This is a genomic window from Streptomyces albiflavescens (genome assembly GCF_014645835.1).
Taxonomy (GTDB): Bacteria; Actinomycetota; Actinomycetes; order Streptomycetales; family Streptomycetaceae; genus Streptomyces; species Streptomyces albiflavescens.
Genome location: NZ_BMMM01000007.1, coordinates 50,618 through 64,831, shown reverse-complemented (window position 1 = coordinate 64,831; position 14,214 = coordinate 50,618). Strand labels below are relative to the sequence as shown.

Sequence of the window (14,214 nt, the reverse complement as noted above, 5' to 3'; positions counted from 1 at the left end):
ACCCCCCGCGCTCACCGCCCCCGTCGCCTGCCGTGACATTCCGTTTGGGTTTTCGGACTGTCAACCGGAAGACTGCACCCGTGACGTCCCGTAACCCGCGCGACTCCAGGCTCCGACTCGTCAGCCCGCGGCCCCTGGCCGCCGCCCCCCGAGCGGTGACCCAGCGCCGCACGCCCCGCCCCGCACCGCGGCCGCCCGAGGGCACACCGCCGCTCGCGGAACTGGCCCGCAAGGCGCGGATCGGCCTGTCCGGCGCGGCCCGTGTCGCCCGCTGGGCCGACGCCGCCCTGCGCCCGGGGCGCGACGGTGCGACCCCCGACAGCAAGGGCACCCTCTCCGACACCACCGCCGAACGGGCCGCCGCCGACCTCGGGCTGACCCCGGCTCAAGTGCGCGCCGACTGGGACACCGCACGCCTGGCGGGTCTTGTCGAGGTACATGGCGACAGCGCCCGCCCGGGCTGGCGGCTGCGCGCCTGGAACCGCGACGACAGCGCCGTGCTGCGCGGCTGGGTCGCCCTCTTCGACGCCTGGTCGCTCGCGTATCCGGAGCCCGCGGACCGCGAACCCGCCGCCGTCGCCGAGGTCGTCTCCGCGATGCCTCAGGTGCTCTCCTTCCTCCAGCTCTCCGCGGGGCCCGTCCCCGTGGAACAACTCCTCGATCTCCTCGAACAGCGCGTCACGGAACTGCGCACCGAGCGCTGCGAAATCCCCTACGGCCCCCAGCCGGAGCCCGCCCCGCAGGGCGCACCCGACGCCGCGGACGCCCCCCTCGCCCCGCTCCTCGACTGGGCCCTGCACGCCCTCGCCTCCGTGGGCGCGCTCACCTGCGCCGACGGCCAGGCCACCCTCACCCCGCTCGGCAGCTGGGCGGTCTGGGTCAAGCTGGAGCAGATCTGCGTCGCCGCGCAGAGCCCCGCCGGGAACATCGAGCAGTCCGCCGAGGACATGCTCCGCGGCTGCGCCCAGCTGCGCCCGAACGCGGCCCGTGCCGAGTACCGCGCCTGGCTGGCCGCCCGTCCCGTCGGGAGCGCCGTCACCGAACTCCTCGACGCCGCCCGTGGCGAGGACGCCCTCACCCGAGGTCTCGCCTTCGAGGCGCTGCGCGTGGTCGGCGCCCCCGCCGAGCCCGACGTGCGCGCCGTGGCCGAGGAGACCTCGCTGCGTCCCTACGCCCTGCTGTGGCTCGCCGAGCACGACGGTCACGACCCCGAGGACGCCCACGAGGTGCTCACCCGCGAGGAGGTCACCTGGCTGTGGATCGACACCGCCGCCGCCGTCGCCGACCACGGTGAAGCCCCGCTCCTCGTACGGCACTTGGAGTCCGCGGTGCAGCCCACCGTGCCCGCACTCCTCGACGAGGTACGCGCGGTCGGGCACCCCCGCACCGTGCAGGTCCTGGTCGCGCTCGCCGCCGCGCACCCGGACCCGGCGCTCGCCAAGGCCGTCCGCCGGGCCGCCTTCCAGGTGCACACCGGAGGAAGCTGACGGGGGAGCCGGGGAGGGAACCGGCGAGGGAGCCGACCGGGGTCCTACGCCCCTATCTCGGGGGCGTACGTGCCGAAGCTCCAGATATTTCCCTCGAGGTCCCGGGCCATGTAGTCCCGCGAGCCGTAGTCCTGGTCCGTCGGGGGCATCAGGATCTCGGCGCCGTGGTCCACGGCCCGCTGGTGGTGCGAGTCGACGTCGTCCACGACCACGTACACCGAGGTCGGGCCCGCGTCCTTCATCGCGGTGTCGAAGATGCCGCCGCGGCCCTTGGATCCGAGCATCACCGCGCCATTGCCCTGCACCAGTTCGGCGTGCATCACCGTGGTGACCCCGCCCTCGTCGCTCTCGTACACCGACGCCTCGCTGAAGCCGAAGGCTTCCGTGAGCTGCCTGATCGCCGCCTTCGCGTCCGCGTACAGCAGTGTCGGGTAGATGCTCGGGCGCCCGCCGTCCATGCCTGCCATGCCGATCACTCCTTCTCGTCGCGCCGCCGGAACCGCCGCCGGAATCCGACCTGTTGCCCAGTCTGGCACCGGGCACTGACAACACCCGGCGAGCGGAAGCCGTCTGCGTTCCGGGCTCAGCGGAGGGTGTTGCAACGCGCCATGTCGCCCGTGCTGTTGACCACCGCCACCGTGCGGCAGTCCTCCCTGGCGTTCGCGTCGCTTCCCTTCTTGCAGGTCTGCTGGAGCTGCGCGAGGGAGGAGGAGGTCGACGCGGGCTGGTCGCTCCCGGAGGAGAGCCCGAGTTCGTCGGGGCCGATTCCGAAGAAGAGTCCGATGAGCAGTGCGAGCAGGCCGGCGAGGCCACCTCCGATGGTCGCTCTGCCGCCGGGTATTCGACTGCCGCGCACATCCTGGACCTCGGATGTGTCCAGGTCGGCGTCGTCGTCGAACTGCATGGGCACACCACCCTCTGCCGTACGTCGCTCTCTTGCGTCATCCTCGTACGCCCCCAGGCCCGCGGCCCCGGGCGGAGGTCCGAACGGGGGATGCGCTTGCGCCGGCCCGCCGTGTCCCGACGGCCCTCCTGCCCACCCGCGTCTACGCTCTGCGCCGGATCCGTGGGCTGTGGTGCGAGGGGGCAAGGTGGTCGTTCTGCCGATCGAGGTGACGGATCCGGAGGCACCTGCCCGGCATCCACAGGCCACCCCGACCGGGCCCACTCCCCACACTCCCACCCGCGGCACCGCTCCGCTGCCGCGAGCGACCCATGCGGAGTCCGCGCTGCTGCCGCGACCGGCGCATGCGGAGTCCGCGCTGCTGCCGCGATCGACGCATGCGGAGTCCGTCTCGCCGCGACTCGTTCGCGCGGAGTGTGTCTCGTCGCCGCGACCGCCTCGCACCGAGCCCGCCCCGCGGACCACCTCCACCGGTCCGCGCCCCGCGCCGGCCGAGCGACTTCCTTCCCCCGCTCCCGCGGGCCGCGCCCTGCGTCGTTTCCTCCCCACGACCCTCGCCCTCCTCCTCGCAGTCCCGCTCCTCGCGGCAGCGCACCACCAGGCCCGGACCGCCCCCTACGGAGACCACGTCACCGTCCACGCGCGCGTGGACGGTGGGGACCGACCCTCGCTGCGGACGACAGGGGCCACCGTCGAGGCGTACGACGAAGGAACCGGGCGCCCCCGGTGGACGTACACGCGAGAGGGACGGCGTCCGATGGCCGTCGTCCCCGCGCGCGGGGACGCGATCGCGCTCTGGGACGACGGGCTGGTCACCGCCACCGTTCGCGGCGACGGCAGCGCGGTCCGCTGGCATCGGGCCCTTCCCGGGGCCGCCCCCTGGCTCGCTGCCCACCGGGGCGGCGGCGTGCTGCGGATCCTCGGCCCCCGCATGCTCGCCGTCGTCACCCCGCAGCGCGTCGCCGCGTACCGCATCGCCGACGGCGACCTGCGCTGGGTGCTGCCCGCCCGCCAGGGCTGCGCCTTCGAGCCCGCGCGCGCGGTGCGTGTCCGTACGGCGCTGCTGATCGCGCAGCCTTGTGCGGCCACCGACAGCTGGACCGGCGAGATCGTCGCGGTGGACGAGCTGGGCAGGATCACCGCGGACCGGACGCCGCTGGACAACGAGCGGCGGGGCGAGCATCACAGTGTCGAACACCCGCACACAGAAAAAGTGGTTGCACGGCCCCGTTAGACTTGGCCCATGGCCATTCTCCTCGCGCATTAGACGGCGGGAACGTCCTCAGCCGTCCACCCCGCCAACGACCCTGCCCTGGAGTCTGTCCGTGATCTCCGCCTCCGCCATCGAGCTGCGCGCCGGCGCCCGCATCCTCATCGAGTCCGCCACCTTCCGTATCGCCAAGGGCGACCGCATCGGCCTGGTCGGCCGCAATGGGGCGGGCAAGACGACCCTGACCAAGGTCCTCGCGGGTGAGGGCATCCCCGCCGCCGGCAACGTCGCGCGCTCCGGCGAGGTCGGCTACCTCCCGCAGGACCCGCGCACCGGCGACCTCGACGTGCTCGCCCGCGACCGCATCCTGTCCGCGCGCGGCCTGGACACCCTGATCCGCAAGATGCGGGACAACGAGCAGCGCATCGCCAATGGCACGGGCGCCACCCGCGAGAAGGCCCTGAGGCAGTACGAGCGCCAGGAGACGGAGTTCCTCACCAAGGGCGGGTACGCCGCCGAGGCCGAGGCCGCCACCATCGCCGCCGCGCTCAACCTGCCCGACCGCGTGCTCGGCCAGCCCCTGCACACCCTCTCCGGTGGTCAGCGCCGCCGTATCGAGCTGGCCCGCATCCTCTTCTCGGACGCGGACACGCTGCTGCTCGACGAGCCGACCAACCACCTCGACGCCGACTCGATCGTCTGGCTGCGCGACTACCTGAAGACCTACCGTGGCGGCTTCATCGTGATCTCCCACGACGTCGACCTCGTCGAGACGGTCGTCAACAAGGTCTTCTATCTGGACGCCAACCGCGCCCAGATCGACGTCTACAACATGGGCTGGAAGCTCTACCAGCAGCAGCGCGAGGCGGACGAGAAGCGTCGCAAGCGCGAGCGCCAGAACGCCGAGAAGAAGGCCGCCGCGCTGAACGCGCAGGCCGACAAGATGCGCGCCAAGGCCACCAAGACGGTCGCCGCGCAGAACATGGCCAAGCGCGCCGACCGGCTGCTCGCCGGACTCGAAGCGGTCCGCGCCTCCGACAAGGTCGCCAAGCTGCGCTTCCCGGAGCCCGCGCCCTGCGGCAAGACCCCGCTCACCGCCGAGAGCCTGTCGAAGTCGTACGGCTCCCTGGAGATCTTCACCGATGTCGACCTGGCCATCGACAAGGGCTCCCGCGTCGTCATCCTCGGCCTGAACGGCGCCGGGAAGACGACCCTCCTCAGGCTCCTCGGCGGCGTCGAGACCCCCGACACCGGCGAGGTCGTGCAGGGCCACGGCCTCAAGCTCGGCTACTACGCGCAGGAGCACGAGACCCTCGACCCGGAGCGCACGGTCCTGGAGAACATGCGCTCCGCCGCCCCCGACCTCGACCTGGTCGAGGTCCGCAAGACGCTCGGCTCGTTCCTGTTCTCCGGCGACGACGTCGACAAGCCGGCCGGCGTCCTGTCCGGTGGCGAGAAGACCCGACTCGCGCTCGCGACCCTCGTGGTCTCCTCCGCCAACGTCCTCCTGCTCGACGAGCCGACGAACAACCTGGACCCGGCCAGCCGCGAGGAGATCCTCGGTGCGCTGCGCACGTACAAGGGTGCCGTCGTCCTCGTCACCCATGACGAGGGCGCCGTCGAGGCGCTCCAGCCGGAGCGGATCATCCTGCTGCCGGACGGCGTCGAGGACCTGTGGGGCGCCGACTACGCGGATCTGGTCGCGCTGGCATAACCGCGGCCCCGGCCCCGAGCATGTCAGCGGGGCTTGATCGAATGACTGATCCACTGCGTATGGATCATTCGGCCGATCCGTGATCCATCATCTGTGTGAGATCTCCTCGTACCGAGGTGTGTCCTACATCGATTTCGCGGCCGAGCCCTTTGTTCCCAAGGGCTCGGCCGTCTCGCGTCGCTGACCAGGTACTTCGCGAAGGAACCCGTTCGGCCGTACGGACGACGACAGCCGGAACCAGAAATTCCATTCGTGGGGATGGGCTCCTGTCGTCAAAACCTTGTCTTACGGACCTTGCCGAATGGGTGGCCATGAGGCCCGTGAGGGGTGATCATGAGAGTCCAGAGCGCACTTCCCATGAGGAGGCACGGGTGGCCGAGACTCTGAAGAAGGGCAGCCGGGTGACCGGCGCCGCGCGCGACAAGCTCGCGGCAGACCTGAAGAAGAAGTACGACTCCGGTGCGAGCATCCGGGCGCTGGCCGAAGAGACCGGCCGCTCGTATGGCTTCGTGCACCGGATGCTCAGCGAGTCGGGCGTCACGCTCCGAGGGCGTGGCGGAGCGACGCGGGGCAAGAAGGCCGCCTCGGCCTGAGGCCGGGCGTCCCCATCGGCTTCGGTAGTAACCACCCGGTCGGTCGGGTGATCGACCGGGTGGTTACTGTGCAGTCACTTAGGTGTGTCCCACGTGTTCCTCATGGGGTACGCATCTGATCCGACCGCACTCATCGGAGGCGCCCCATGGCTTCGCTCGACCCGGTATTCGACAAGGACGGCGTACGGCTCACCGTCGACGACGCGATCGCCACGGTGACGCTGACCAACCCGACCAAGCGCAACGCCCAGAGTCCTGCTCTGTGGCGGGCGTTGACGCAGGCCGGCCGGTCACTGCCGGGCTCCGTCCGTGTGGTCGTCCTGCGCGCCGAGGGCAAGTCCTTCTCCGCCGGGCTCGACCGGCAGGCGTTCACGCCCGAGGGCTTCGACGGGGAACCGTCGTTCATCGACCTCGCGCGCGGCTCCGAAGCCGAGCTCGACGCGACCATCGCCGAGTACCAGGAGGCGTTCACCTGGTGGCGGCGCAGTGACATCGTGTCCATCGCCGCCGTGCAGGGGCATGCCATCGGTGCGGGGTTCCAGCTCGCGCTCGCCTGTGATCTGCGTGTCGTCGCGGACGATGTGCAGTTCGCCATGCGCGAGACCAGCCTCGGGCTCGTGCCCGACCTCACGGGGACGCATCCGCTGGTAAGCCTCGTGGGGTACGCACGCGCGCTCGAAATCTGCGCGACGGGGCGTTTCGTGCCGGCCGAGGAGGCCGAGCGCACGGGGCTCGCCAACCTTGCGGTGCCCGGCGAGCAGCTCGACGACGCGGTGCGTGACCTTGCCGCCGCGCTGCTTGCCGCGCCGCGGGATGCCGTCATCGAGACGAAGGCGTTGCTGCGCGGGGCGCAGGAGCGGTCCTACGAGGAGCAGCGGGTTGCTGAGCGTGCTGCTCAGGCTCGGCGGCTTCGGGACCTTGCCGGGGTGGGTGAGTAAGGCCTTCTTGGGGCTGCGGGTCCGTGGAGGCTGGTCGCGCGGTTCCGCGCGCCGCTACGCACTTTTCCCCGCGCCCCTATAAGGGCGCTTCAGTGCACGGCGGTTACCAGGACTGCCACTGACGGCGTGTCCGTCAGGGTCTCCGCAACCGCCGTTCTGACGGCCCTTGCCACCTCCACGGTCCGCTCGTCCGCCGCGACCGCGAGTTCGACGCGGACGTGGCGGCGCGGCAGGGCGGGGTCCCCGCCACCCCGCGCGTCCTCGATGTGCATCGGGCGGCCCAGGAGGTCCGTCAGGTGCGTCACACCCGGGACCGACAGGGCGGCTGTCGCTGCCCGTGCCTCCTCGGGGTCCGTCGGCTCACCGGCCTCTCGCACCTCGTCGGGGCGTACGGCGACGGGGGGCTCGTCCTCGTCGAGCAGCCCTGTCACTCGTAGATCCACTTCCCTGACCGTCAGACCGAGGCGTTCCGTCGCCGCCGCGGCCAGGGCACGGCGCAGGCGGGCCGCTGTCGCCGGGAGCGGCTCCACGCCCGGGGCGGAGGGATCCGTCCTCGCCACGAACTCCGCGGTGATGCGGAGGGGACCGGGCGGCAGCGCGCCGGGTGGGGGAGGCACGGCGGGCTCGTACGTCTCGTCCGGGTCGGCGAGTGAGATCCGGAGCGTGCCGAGTCGCACGCCGCGCACGGGATCGGCCGTGCGCCTCAGTACCGAGGTGGCCGCGCCCTCCATGATCCACGCGCCGTCGCGCGGGAGGCCGAGGGGCAGCAGTCTGCCGAGCCCGAGCTGGTGCCGTACCGCCTGCGTCCACCGTTCCGCCGTCATTGCTCCAGCCTGCCGCATCCCCGGCGCGCGACCGCGCAACCCCACTTACTGTGGGTGAAGGAGGACGACCGAAAGGGACGTACGGCCATGACCGACATGACGGAGCCGGACCGGACGGAGACCCCCGCCGGCGAGCAGGGGTCGCCCCAGACCCGTAAGCCCGGTGTCACTAAGCGGGGCGGCGGTGATCCCGCCACCCGGGGACGGACCACGATCGCCGACGGCGTCGTGGAGAAGATCGCCGGGCTCGCGGCCCGTGATGTGCTCGGTGTGCATGCGATGGGCAGCGGACTGAGCCGGACCTTCGGGGCGGTGCGCGATCGTGTGCCCGGCGGTTCCAAGTCCGTCTCTCGGGGTGTGAAAGCCGAGGTCGGTGAGTTGCAGACCGCGCTCGACCTGGAGATCGTCGTCGACTACGGCGTATCGATCTCCGACGTGGCCCACGCCGTGCGCGAGAACGTCATCGCTGCGGTCGAGCGCATGACGGGGCTGGAAGTCGTCGAGGTCAACATCGCGGTGAGTGATGTGAAGCTTCCCGAGGAAGAAGACGAGGAGCCGGAGCCGCGGCTCGTGTGACCGCCCAGTCACCGAACCGGAGCCGACCGCTCGGCCACCGAACGACTAGTGATCACTCGGCCACCGAACTGCTGAGGAGCGCACCATGAGCTTGGCCGTGATCGGCATGATCGCCGGAATGGCGCTGGGCTTCGCCGGGTACTTCGGCGGATTCGGGGCCTTCCTGCTGGTGGCCGCGCTGGGGGCCATCGGGTTCGTCGTCGGGCGGTTCCTGGAGGGGGACCTGGACGTCGGCGACTTCTTCCACACCCGCGACCACCGAAGGCGGTGACGCGTGCCAGACCATGTGGACCGGCTCGGTGAGACGCGGCGGACGGGGACGGTCGTCGCGGCGGCAGAGCGGGGCGCGACCCGGATCGCCGACCGGGTCGTCGCGAAGATCGCCGCGCAGGCGGCGCGCGAGGTGCTTCCGGCGCTGCCCCCGGACGCCGTGCCCCCGCACGCGAGCGTGGTGGTACGTCCCCAAGCTCCCGGCTCCGCCCGAGCAGGGGAGACCCCCGTCGACAGCGCCCGCGTTCACATCAGTATCGAACTCGACTACCCCTCCGACATCGGTGGCCGGTGCAACGCGGTGCGTCATCACGTCGCCGAGCGGGTAAGGGCGTTGGCGGGGATGGAAGTGCCGGAGGTGGCCGTCCAGGTGGAGCGGCTGCATCTGGCGCCCGCGCCCGGCGCGGCACAGGGGAGGACGCGATGAGCGAGTCCCAGGGCTCCGACAGCACCCAGCGCATGCCTGTCCTGGAGAAGGCGGGTGAGAGCACGCTCGGGCAGTCCGCCTCCGCGGCGGCCTACGAACCGTTGCACGCCGTGGACGACGAGGACGGCGGCCAGGGCCGTTTCTGGTCCACGCGCCGCATCCCCGCGGGCATCCTCGCCGTGCTGATCCTCGTCGTCGCGGGCGCCTTCCTGTACGACGTCGCGGCGGTACGAGCCCACCGGCCCGCCATGCACTGGCGCAGGTCGCTGGCTCGGCAGCTCGCCGAACGGCCCCTCGACGACACCTGGGTGCTCGTCGGCGCGGGAGTCGCGGCCGCCCTCGGCCTCTGGCTGATCGTCCTCGCCGTCACGCCCGGACTGCGCGACGTCCTGCCGATGCGGCGCACCCATACCGACGTCCGGGCCGGGCTGCACCGGGGCGCCGCCGCGATGGCACTGCGCGACCGGGCCATGGAGGTCGCCGGGGTGCAGTCGGTCCGGGTGCGGATGGGACGTATGAAGGCCGACGTCCGCGCGGTCTCGCACTTCCGTGAACTCGACGACGTACGCGCCGACTTGGACGCCACGCTCGCCGACGGCATCAGGGGGCTCGGGCTCGCCCGGCAGCCCGCGCTGTCGGTGCACGTCCGGCGGCCCGGACGGAAGGGGTGAGGCCGGTGCTCCGGATGGTCAACCGCGTGCTGCTCGGGATGGTCGGTCTGGGGCTGCTCGCCCTCGGCGGCTCCGTGCTCGCCGTCGGGCTCGGCGCGAACCCGCCTTCCTGGTGGATCCACGACGGGCAGCACGACGTTCTGCTCAGCCAGGCCGAGCGGACCCGGTGGCGGGACCAGGGCTGGTGGTGGCCCGCCGTCATCGCCGGCCTCGCGATTCTGGTGCTGCTGTCCCTGTGGTGGCTGGCGGCCGTGCTGCGGCGGCGCCGGCTCGCCGAGGTACTCGTCGACACGGGCGACGGCGAGGGCGCGCTGCTGCGCGGGCGGGCCCTGGAAGGCGTACTGGCCACCGAGGCGACGCAGTTGGACGGCGTCGAGCAGGCAGAGGTCCTGCTGACCGGACGGCGCAGCGCGCCCGAGGCGCGGGTGCAGCTCCTGCTGGAACCCCATGTGGACCCCGGGCAGGCCCTGCACCTGCTGACGGACGAGGCGCTGGCGCACGCGCGGGACTCGGTGGGCCTCGCCGCTCTCCCCGCGGAGGTACGCCTCCGCGGGGTCAAGCACCGTGCCCAACGGGTCAGTTGAGCTTCGCCCAGGACGCTGTCGCCCAGGACGCTGTCGCCCAAGGCGCCGTCGCCCGGGACGCGGGAGCCAGGACGCTGTCGGTCAGGGACTCAGAAGCCGTGCCGCATTCCGCCGTCCACCGGCAGCATGATGCCGGTGAGGTACGACGCCGCCGGCGAGAGCAGGAACGCGGAGGTGCGGCCGAACTCCTCCGGGGTGCCGTAGCGGCGCAGCGGAATGCGGGCCTCGTTGGCCGCGCGGGTGGCCTCCGGATCCGCGGAGTAGCCGTCGAGTTCGCGGACGCGGTCGGTGTCGATACGGGACGGGAGCAGGCCGACCACGCGGATTCCGCGTGGGCCCAGCTCGTCCGCGAGTGACTTGGCGAAGCCCGCGAGACCGGGGCGCAGACCGTTGGAGACGGTCAGCCCGGGGATCGGCTCGTGCACCGAGCCGGACAGCACGAAACCGATGACACCGCCCTCGCCGAGCTCCGCGGCGGCCGCACGGGCCAGCCGCACCGCCCCCAGGAAGACCGTCTCGAACGCGGCCGTCCACTGCTCGTCCGTGTTGTCGGCGACGAACCCGGGCGGCGGGCCGCCGACGCTGATCAGGATGCCGTCGAAGCCGCCGAAGTGCTCACGGGCGGCGGCGATCAGCCGGGCCGCGGCTTCCGGGGCGGCGTTGTCGGCCGCGACCCCGACCGCGTTCGGGCCGAGCGCGGACGCGGCGTCGGCGACGTTCTTCTCGTCGCGCCCCGTCACGATCACCTTCGCACCGTCGGCGACGAGTTCCCGCGCGGCGGCGTTGCCCAGGCCACGGGTGGCGCCCGTGACGACGTACACACGGTCCTTCAGTCCAAGATCCATGGCCCCTATCCTGCCTGCTCGCCCCCGAACAGGGCGAGGGCGGTACCCACCAGGCCGATATGGCTGAACGCCTGCGGGAAGTTGCCGACCTGGCGGCAGGCGACGGGGTCGTACTCCTCGGAGAGCAGGCCCACGTCGTTGGCCAGCAGCACCAGCCGCTCGAACATCTCACGGGCTTCCTCCGTACGACCCGTCAGATGCAGCGCCTCCGCGAGCCAGAATGAGCAGACGAGGAACGTGCCCTCCCCGCCCGGCAGCCCGTCCAGGGCGGACTGCTCGGTGCCGACGCCCGTCTGCTCGGCGCTGATGGTGGTCGAGTCCGTGCCGGTCTGCTCGATGCTGACCCGGGTCTGCTCCTCCACGCTGATCCGGGTCTGCTCGACGCTGTAGCGGCGCAGGAAGCCGTTGTGACCGAGATCTTCGCGCACCGCGGCGATCGTGCCGAGGACCCGCGGATCGTCGGGCGGCAGGAAGCCGACATGGGGGATGAGCAGGAGCGAGGCGTCCAGCTCGGATGAACCGTAGGACTGCGTGAAAGTGTTCCGTTCCGCGTCGTAGCCGCGCTCGCACACCTCCCGGTGCACCTCGTCGCGCATCGCGCGCCAGCCCTCCAGGTCGCCCTCCAGCTTCGGGTCGTCCTCCAGGGCGCGTACGGCGCGGTCGGCGGCCACCCAGGCCATGACCTTCGAGTACACGAAGTGCCGGCGCGGGCCGCGTACCTCCCAGATCCCCTCGTCCGGCTGCCGCCACGCCGTCCGCAGGAACTCCATCAGCGCGACCTGCACCCGCCACATGTGCGGCTTGGAGGGCAGGCCCGAACGCCGGGCCAGCGTGAGCGAGTCGATGACCTCGCCGTACACGTCGAGCTGAAGCTGCTGCACGGCGTCGTTGCCGACCCGGACCGGGCACGAGCCCGCGTAGCCGGGCAGCCACGGCAGTTCGTACTCGGACAGCCGACGCTCGCCGGCGAGGCCGTACATGATCTGCAGGTCGGCCGGGTCGCCCGCGACCGCGCGCAGCAGCCAGTCGCGCCAGGCCTCGGCCTCCTCGAGGTAGCCGGCCTCCACGAGCGCGCCGAGTGTGAGCGTGGAGTCGCGCAGCCAGCAGTAGCGGTAGTCCCAGTTGCGGACGCCGCCCAGCTCTTCGGGGAGCGAGGTGGTGGGGGCGGCCACGATGCCGCCGGTCGGCGCATAGGTGAGGGCCTTGAGGGTGATCAGGGAGCGCATGACGATGTCCCGGTGCGGCCCGTCGTAGCGGCAGCGCGCCGCCCACGCCTGCCAGTCCTCGACGCTGGTGCGCAGCGCCTCGAAGGGGTTGCAGAGAGGCGGACGCGGCTGGTGCGAGGGGTGCCAGGTCAGGACGAAGGCGACCTTCTCGCCCTCTTCGACCGTGAACTCCGAGTACGTACAGAAGTCCTTGCCCCAGGTGTGCACGGGCGGCTCGCTGCGCAGCCAGACCGAGTCGGGGCCCGCGACCGCCACGCGGTGGCCGTCCGCCCGGCGCATCCAGGGCACGATCGAGCCGTAGTCGAAGCGCAGCCGGAGCAGGCTGCGCATCGTGACCCGGCCGCTCAGCCCCTCGATGACGCGTACGAGATCGGGCGCGTGCTCGCGCTGTGGCATCAGGTCGGTCACCCGGACCGAGCCCTCGTCCGTGTCCCACTCGGTGTCGAGCACGAGCGTGTCCGGACGGTACGCGCGCCGGGTGCAGGCGCCCGCGTCCTTGGGCGCGATGCGCCAGTGTCCGTTGTCCTCGTCGCCAAGGAGCGCGGCGAAACAGGCCCCGGAATCGAAGCGGGGCAGACACAGCCAGTCGACGGAGCCGTCACGGCCCACCAGAGCCGCGGTCTGTTCGTCGCCGATGAGCGCGTAGTCCTCGATGCGTTGCTGCACGGTGGACGGGTTCCCAAGGGGAGCGGCGGTCAATCGGGCCGCCAGAGTGGCGCGAACCCTCCGTCAGGGAGCGGCCCAGCTCCTAGACGGCCGCCGCGGCCGTTTCCGGTGTGGCCTCCGCTGCCGCGGCCTCCGTCCGGTCGCGGCGCTCGCGGCGGACCAGGATCACCCAGCCCACGGGAACGCCCGCCGAGAACAGCCACCACTGGATCGCGTACGCCATGTGCGGGCCGATGTCGCTGTGCTCGGGGTCGGGGATCAGCTCGGGGGAGTCGCCCTTGGGTTCCGGTGCGGTCTGCTCGATGTAGCCGCCGAGGACCTGCTTACCGAGCCGCTGCGCCTGCTGCTCGCTGCTGATCAGCATGACCTGACGGTCGGGCAGGCCCTGGACGTTCTTGATGCCGCTGTCGGCGGTCGTCTCGTCGGCCATGAGCCGCCCGGTGACGGTGATCTCGCCCGTCGAGGGCGCCGGGATCTTCGGGAACGCGGTCTGTGCGCCGTTCGCCGGAATCCAGCCCCGGTTGACGATGAGGACCCGGCCGTCGTCCAGGACGAACGGGGTCAGGACGTGGTAGCCGACCTCGCCGTCGGAGTTGGTACGGCGGCGTATGACCTCTTCGTGCGCGGTGTCGAAGTGCCCCTTCGCCGTCACCCGGCGGTAGAGGTCGTCGTGCTTGATGTGCTGTCCCGGCGCGCTGAGCGACTCGGCGGGCACCGGCTCGGCGGCCAGTGAGTCGGAGATCACCTTGTTCAGCGCGACCTTGTGTTCATGGCGGTGCAGCTGCCAGTAGCCCAGTCGGATCATCGTCGGGATGAGCGCGAGGGTCACGAGGGTGAGGATCACCCACTGCCGGGTCAACAGGAAGCGGTACACCCCATTGACGGTACTCGGCATGATTCGGCCCCCGACGGGAGGGTCCCGACGAGGGCCGTGCCGATGCCGCGTGCCGGGCTCGGGGCACCGCTCCGTGCCGGGCTCGGGGCGCCACCCCGTGCCGGGCCGGGTGGCGAGGTTCAGACCTTGTCGATGATCCCCACCTTCCCCTCCGCGCGGGCGCAGTGCGCGCCGCAGAACCAGTGGCCCTCGACCTCGACCCCTTGGCCGATGATCTGGACGCGACAGTGCTCGCAGATGGGGGCCATCCGGTGGATCGCGCAGGAGAAGCAGTCGAAGACGTGCACCGCGCCCTGCGCGTGCACCTCGAACGTCATGCCGTAGTCATTGCCACATACTTCACATCTCGCCATGCGCCACAGGGTGGGGGGCCGACGCGGCCCG

At 71.7% G+C, this 14,214-nt stretch carries 16 protein-coding genes and 1 pseudogene; 10 read left to right on the top strand and 7 right to left on the bottom strand.

The genetic code is table 11. The features are described 5' to 3' along the window. Nucleotides 1-80 precede the first annotated feature (80 nt). A complete protein-coding gene (locus IEY95_RS20095; RefSeq protein ID WP_189187445.1) occupies nucleotides 81-1,487 on the top strand; it encodes a hypothetical protein in 1,407 nt (468 codons plus the stop codon). A gap of 44 nt (nucleotides 1,488-1,531) precedes the next feature. Here the strand turns inward: IEY95_RS20095 and IEY95_RS20090 are convergent, their stop codons facing one another. Together IEY95_RS20090 and IEY95_RS20085 are read right to left on the bottom strand one after the other, a co-directional pair. After that, on the bottom strand, nucleotides 1,532-1,954 hold the full coding sequence (locus IEY95_RS20090) for a VOC family protein (RefSeq protein ID WP_189187444.1): 423 nt from the start codon (nucleotides 1,952-1,954) through the stop codon (nucleotides 1,532-1,534). Nucleotides 1,955-2,088: 134 nt separating this feature from the next. Further along, nucleotides 2,089-2,391 (bottom strand): annotated as a pseudogene (locus IEY95_RS20085) (KPN_02809 family neutral zinc metallopeptidase); the annotation flags it as partial. Nucleotides 2,392-2,578: 187 nt separating this feature from the next. On the opposite strand from IEY95_RS20085, the gene IEY95_RS20080 reads away from it, so the two are divergent. The 4 genes from IEY95_RS20080 to IEY95_RS20065 all read left to right on the top strand — a co-directional run bounded on the left by IEY95_RS20080 (nucleotide 2,579) and on the right by IEY95_RS20065 (nucleotide 6,846). Continuing rightward, complete coding sequence (locus tag IEY95_RS20080; protein ID WP_189187443.1) at nucleotides 2,579-3,625, top strand: PQQ-binding-like beta-propeller repeat protein; 1,047 nt, start codon at nucleotides 2,579-2,581, stop codon at nucleotides 3,623-3,625. Nucleotides 3,626-3,716: 91 nt separating this feature from the next. Next, nucleotides 3,717-5,315, top strand: a complete 1,599-nt coding sequence (locus tag IEY95_RS20075) for an ABC-F family ATP-binding cassette domain-containing protein (RefSeq protein ID WP_189187442.1) — start codon at nucleotides 3,717-3,719, stop codon at nucleotides 5,313-5,315. A 371-nt stretch (nucleotides 5,316-5,686) separates the two neighbouring features. Beyond that, nucleotides 5,687-5,908 carry a helix-turn-helix domain-containing protein gene (locus IEY95_RS20070; RefSeq protein ID WP_006123601.1) on the top strand — a complete coding sequence of 74 codons (222 nt, stop codon included), beginning with the start codon at nucleotides 5,687-5,689 and terminating at the stop codon, nucleotides 5,906-5,908. 146 nt (nucleotides 5,909-6,054) lie between these two features. Beyond that, nucleotides 6,055-6,846 carry an enoyl-CoA hydratase/isomerase family protein gene (locus tag IEY95_RS20065; protein WP_189187441.1) on the top strand — a complete coding sequence of 264 codons (792 nt, stop codon included), beginning with the start codon at nucleotides 6,055-6,057 and terminating at the stop codon, nucleotides 6,844-6,846. Nucleotides 6,847-6,935: 89 nt separating this feature from the next. Here the strand turns inward: IEY95_RS20065 and IEY95_RS20060 are convergent, their stop codons facing one another. Then, nucleotides 6,936-7,670, bottom strand: coding sequence for a nucleopolyhedrovirus P10 family protein (locus tag IEY95_RS20060; RefSeq protein WP_189187440.1), 735 nt, complete (start codon nucleotides 7,668-7,670; stop codon nucleotides 6,936-6,938). Between the two features lie 87 nt (nucleotides 7,671-7,757). Here IEY95_RS20060 and IEY95_RS20055 point away from each other — a divergent pair, with 87 nt between their 5' ends. From IEY95_RS20055 to amaP, 5 genes are all read left to right on the top strand, one after another. Continuing rightward, complete coding sequence (locus IEY95_RS20055; protein WP_189187439.1) at nucleotides 7,758-8,246, top strand: Asp23/Gls24 family envelope stress response protein; 489 nt, start codon at nucleotides 7,758-7,760, stop codon at nucleotides 8,244-8,246. 85 nt (nucleotides 8,247-8,331) lie between these two features. Next, nucleotides 8,332-8,517 (top strand): hypothetical protein, encoded by a 186-nt coding sequence (locus IEY95_RS20050; protein WP_189187438.1) that lies wholly within the window; start codon nucleotides 8,332-8,334, stop codon nucleotides 8,515-8,517. A 3-nt stretch (nucleotides 8,518-8,520) separates the two neighbouring features. Continuing rightward, nucleotides 8,521-8,943 carry an Asp23/Gls24 family envelope stress response protein gene (locus IEY95_RS20045; RefSeq protein ID WP_373294496.1) on the top strand — a complete coding sequence of 141 codons (423 nt, stop codon included), beginning with the start codon at nucleotides 8,521-8,523 and terminating at the stop codon, nucleotides 8,941-8,943. Then, on the top strand, nucleotides 8,940-9,614 hold the full coding sequence (locus IEY95_RS20040) for a DUF6286 domain-containing protein (RefSeq protein WP_189187437.1): 675 nt from the start codon (nucleotides 8,940-8,942) through the stop codon (nucleotides 9,612-9,614). The genes IEY95_RS20045 and IEY95_RS20040 overlap by 4 nt, the downstream gene beginning before the upstream one ends. Further along, the gene (gene amaP / locus IEY95_RS20035) at nucleotides 9,611-10,198 is read left to right on the top strand and encodes an alkaline shock response membrane anchor protein AmaP (protein ID WP_189187436.1); all 588 of its coding nucleotides are present in this window, start codon (nucleotides 9,611-9,613) and stop codon (nucleotides 10,196-10,198) included. The genes IEY95_RS20040 and amaP overlap by 4 nt, the downstream gene beginning before the upstream one ends. A gap of 89 nt (nucleotides 10,199-10,287) precedes the next feature. On the opposite strand, the gene IEY95_RS20030 is transcribed toward amaP, so the two are convergent. From IEY95_RS20030 to IEY95_RS20015, 4 genes are all read right to left on the bottom strand, one after another. Then, complete coding sequence (locus IEY95_RS20030; protein ID WP_189187435.1) at nucleotides 10,288-11,043, bottom strand: SDR family oxidoreductase; 756 nt, start codon at nucleotides 11,041-11,043, stop codon at nucleotides 10,288-10,290. A gap of 5 nt (nucleotides 11,044-11,048) precedes the next feature. Then, complete coding sequence (locus IEY95_RS20025) at nucleotides 11,049-12,935, bottom strand: glycoside hydrolase family 15 protein (RefSeq protein WP_189187434.1); 1,887 nt, start codon at nucleotides 12,933-12,935, stop codon at nucleotides 11,049-11,051. A gap of 82 nt (nucleotides 12,936-13,017) precedes the next feature. After that, entirely contained in the window at nucleotides 13,018-13,809 is a 792-nt protein-coding gene (locus IEY95_RS20020) for an SURF1 family cytochrome oxidase biogenesis protein (RefSeq protein ID WP_189187778.1), read from the bottom strand. Nucleotides 13,810-13,949: 140 nt separating this feature from the next. Then, entirely contained in the window at nucleotides 13,950-14,183 is a 234-nt protein-coding gene (locus IEY95_RS20015; protein WP_054232337.1) for a metallothionein, read from the bottom strand. Nucleotides 14,184-14,214: the final 31 nt, after the last annotated feature.

Coding starts and splice junctions, on each gene's coding strand:
- IEY95_RS20015 (WP_054232337.1), bottom strand. CDS start 14,183: ATGGCGAGATGTGAAGTATGTGGCAATGACTACGGCATGACGTTCGAG.
- IEY95_RS20030 (WP_189187435.1), bottom strand. CDS start 11,043: ATGGATCTTGGACTGAAGGACCGTGTGTACGTCGTCACGGGCGCCACC.
- IEY95_RS20065 (WP_189187441.1), top strand. CDS start 6,055: ATGGCTTCGCTCGACCCGGTATTCGACAAGGACGGCGTACGGCTCACC.
- IEY95_RS20090 (WP_189187444.1), bottom strand. CDS start 1,954: ATGGCAGGCATGGACGGCGGGCGCCCGAGCATCTACCCGACACTGCTG.
- IEY95_RS20050 (WP_189187438.1), top strand. CDS start 8,332: ATGAGCTTGGCCGTGATCGGCATGATCGCCGGAATGGCGCTGGGCTTC.
- IEY95_RS20060 (WP_189187440.1), bottom strand. CDS start 7,670: ATGACGGCGGAACGGTGGACGCAGGCGGTACGGCACCAGCTCGGGCTC.
- IEY95_RS20040 (WP_189187437.1), top strand. CDS start 8,940: ATGAGCGAGTCCCAGGGCTCCGACAGCACCCAGCGCATGCCTGTCCTG.
- IEY95_RS20055 (WP_189187439.1), top strand. CDS start 7,758: ATGACCGACATGACGGAGCCGGACCGGACGGAGACCCCCGCCGGCGAG.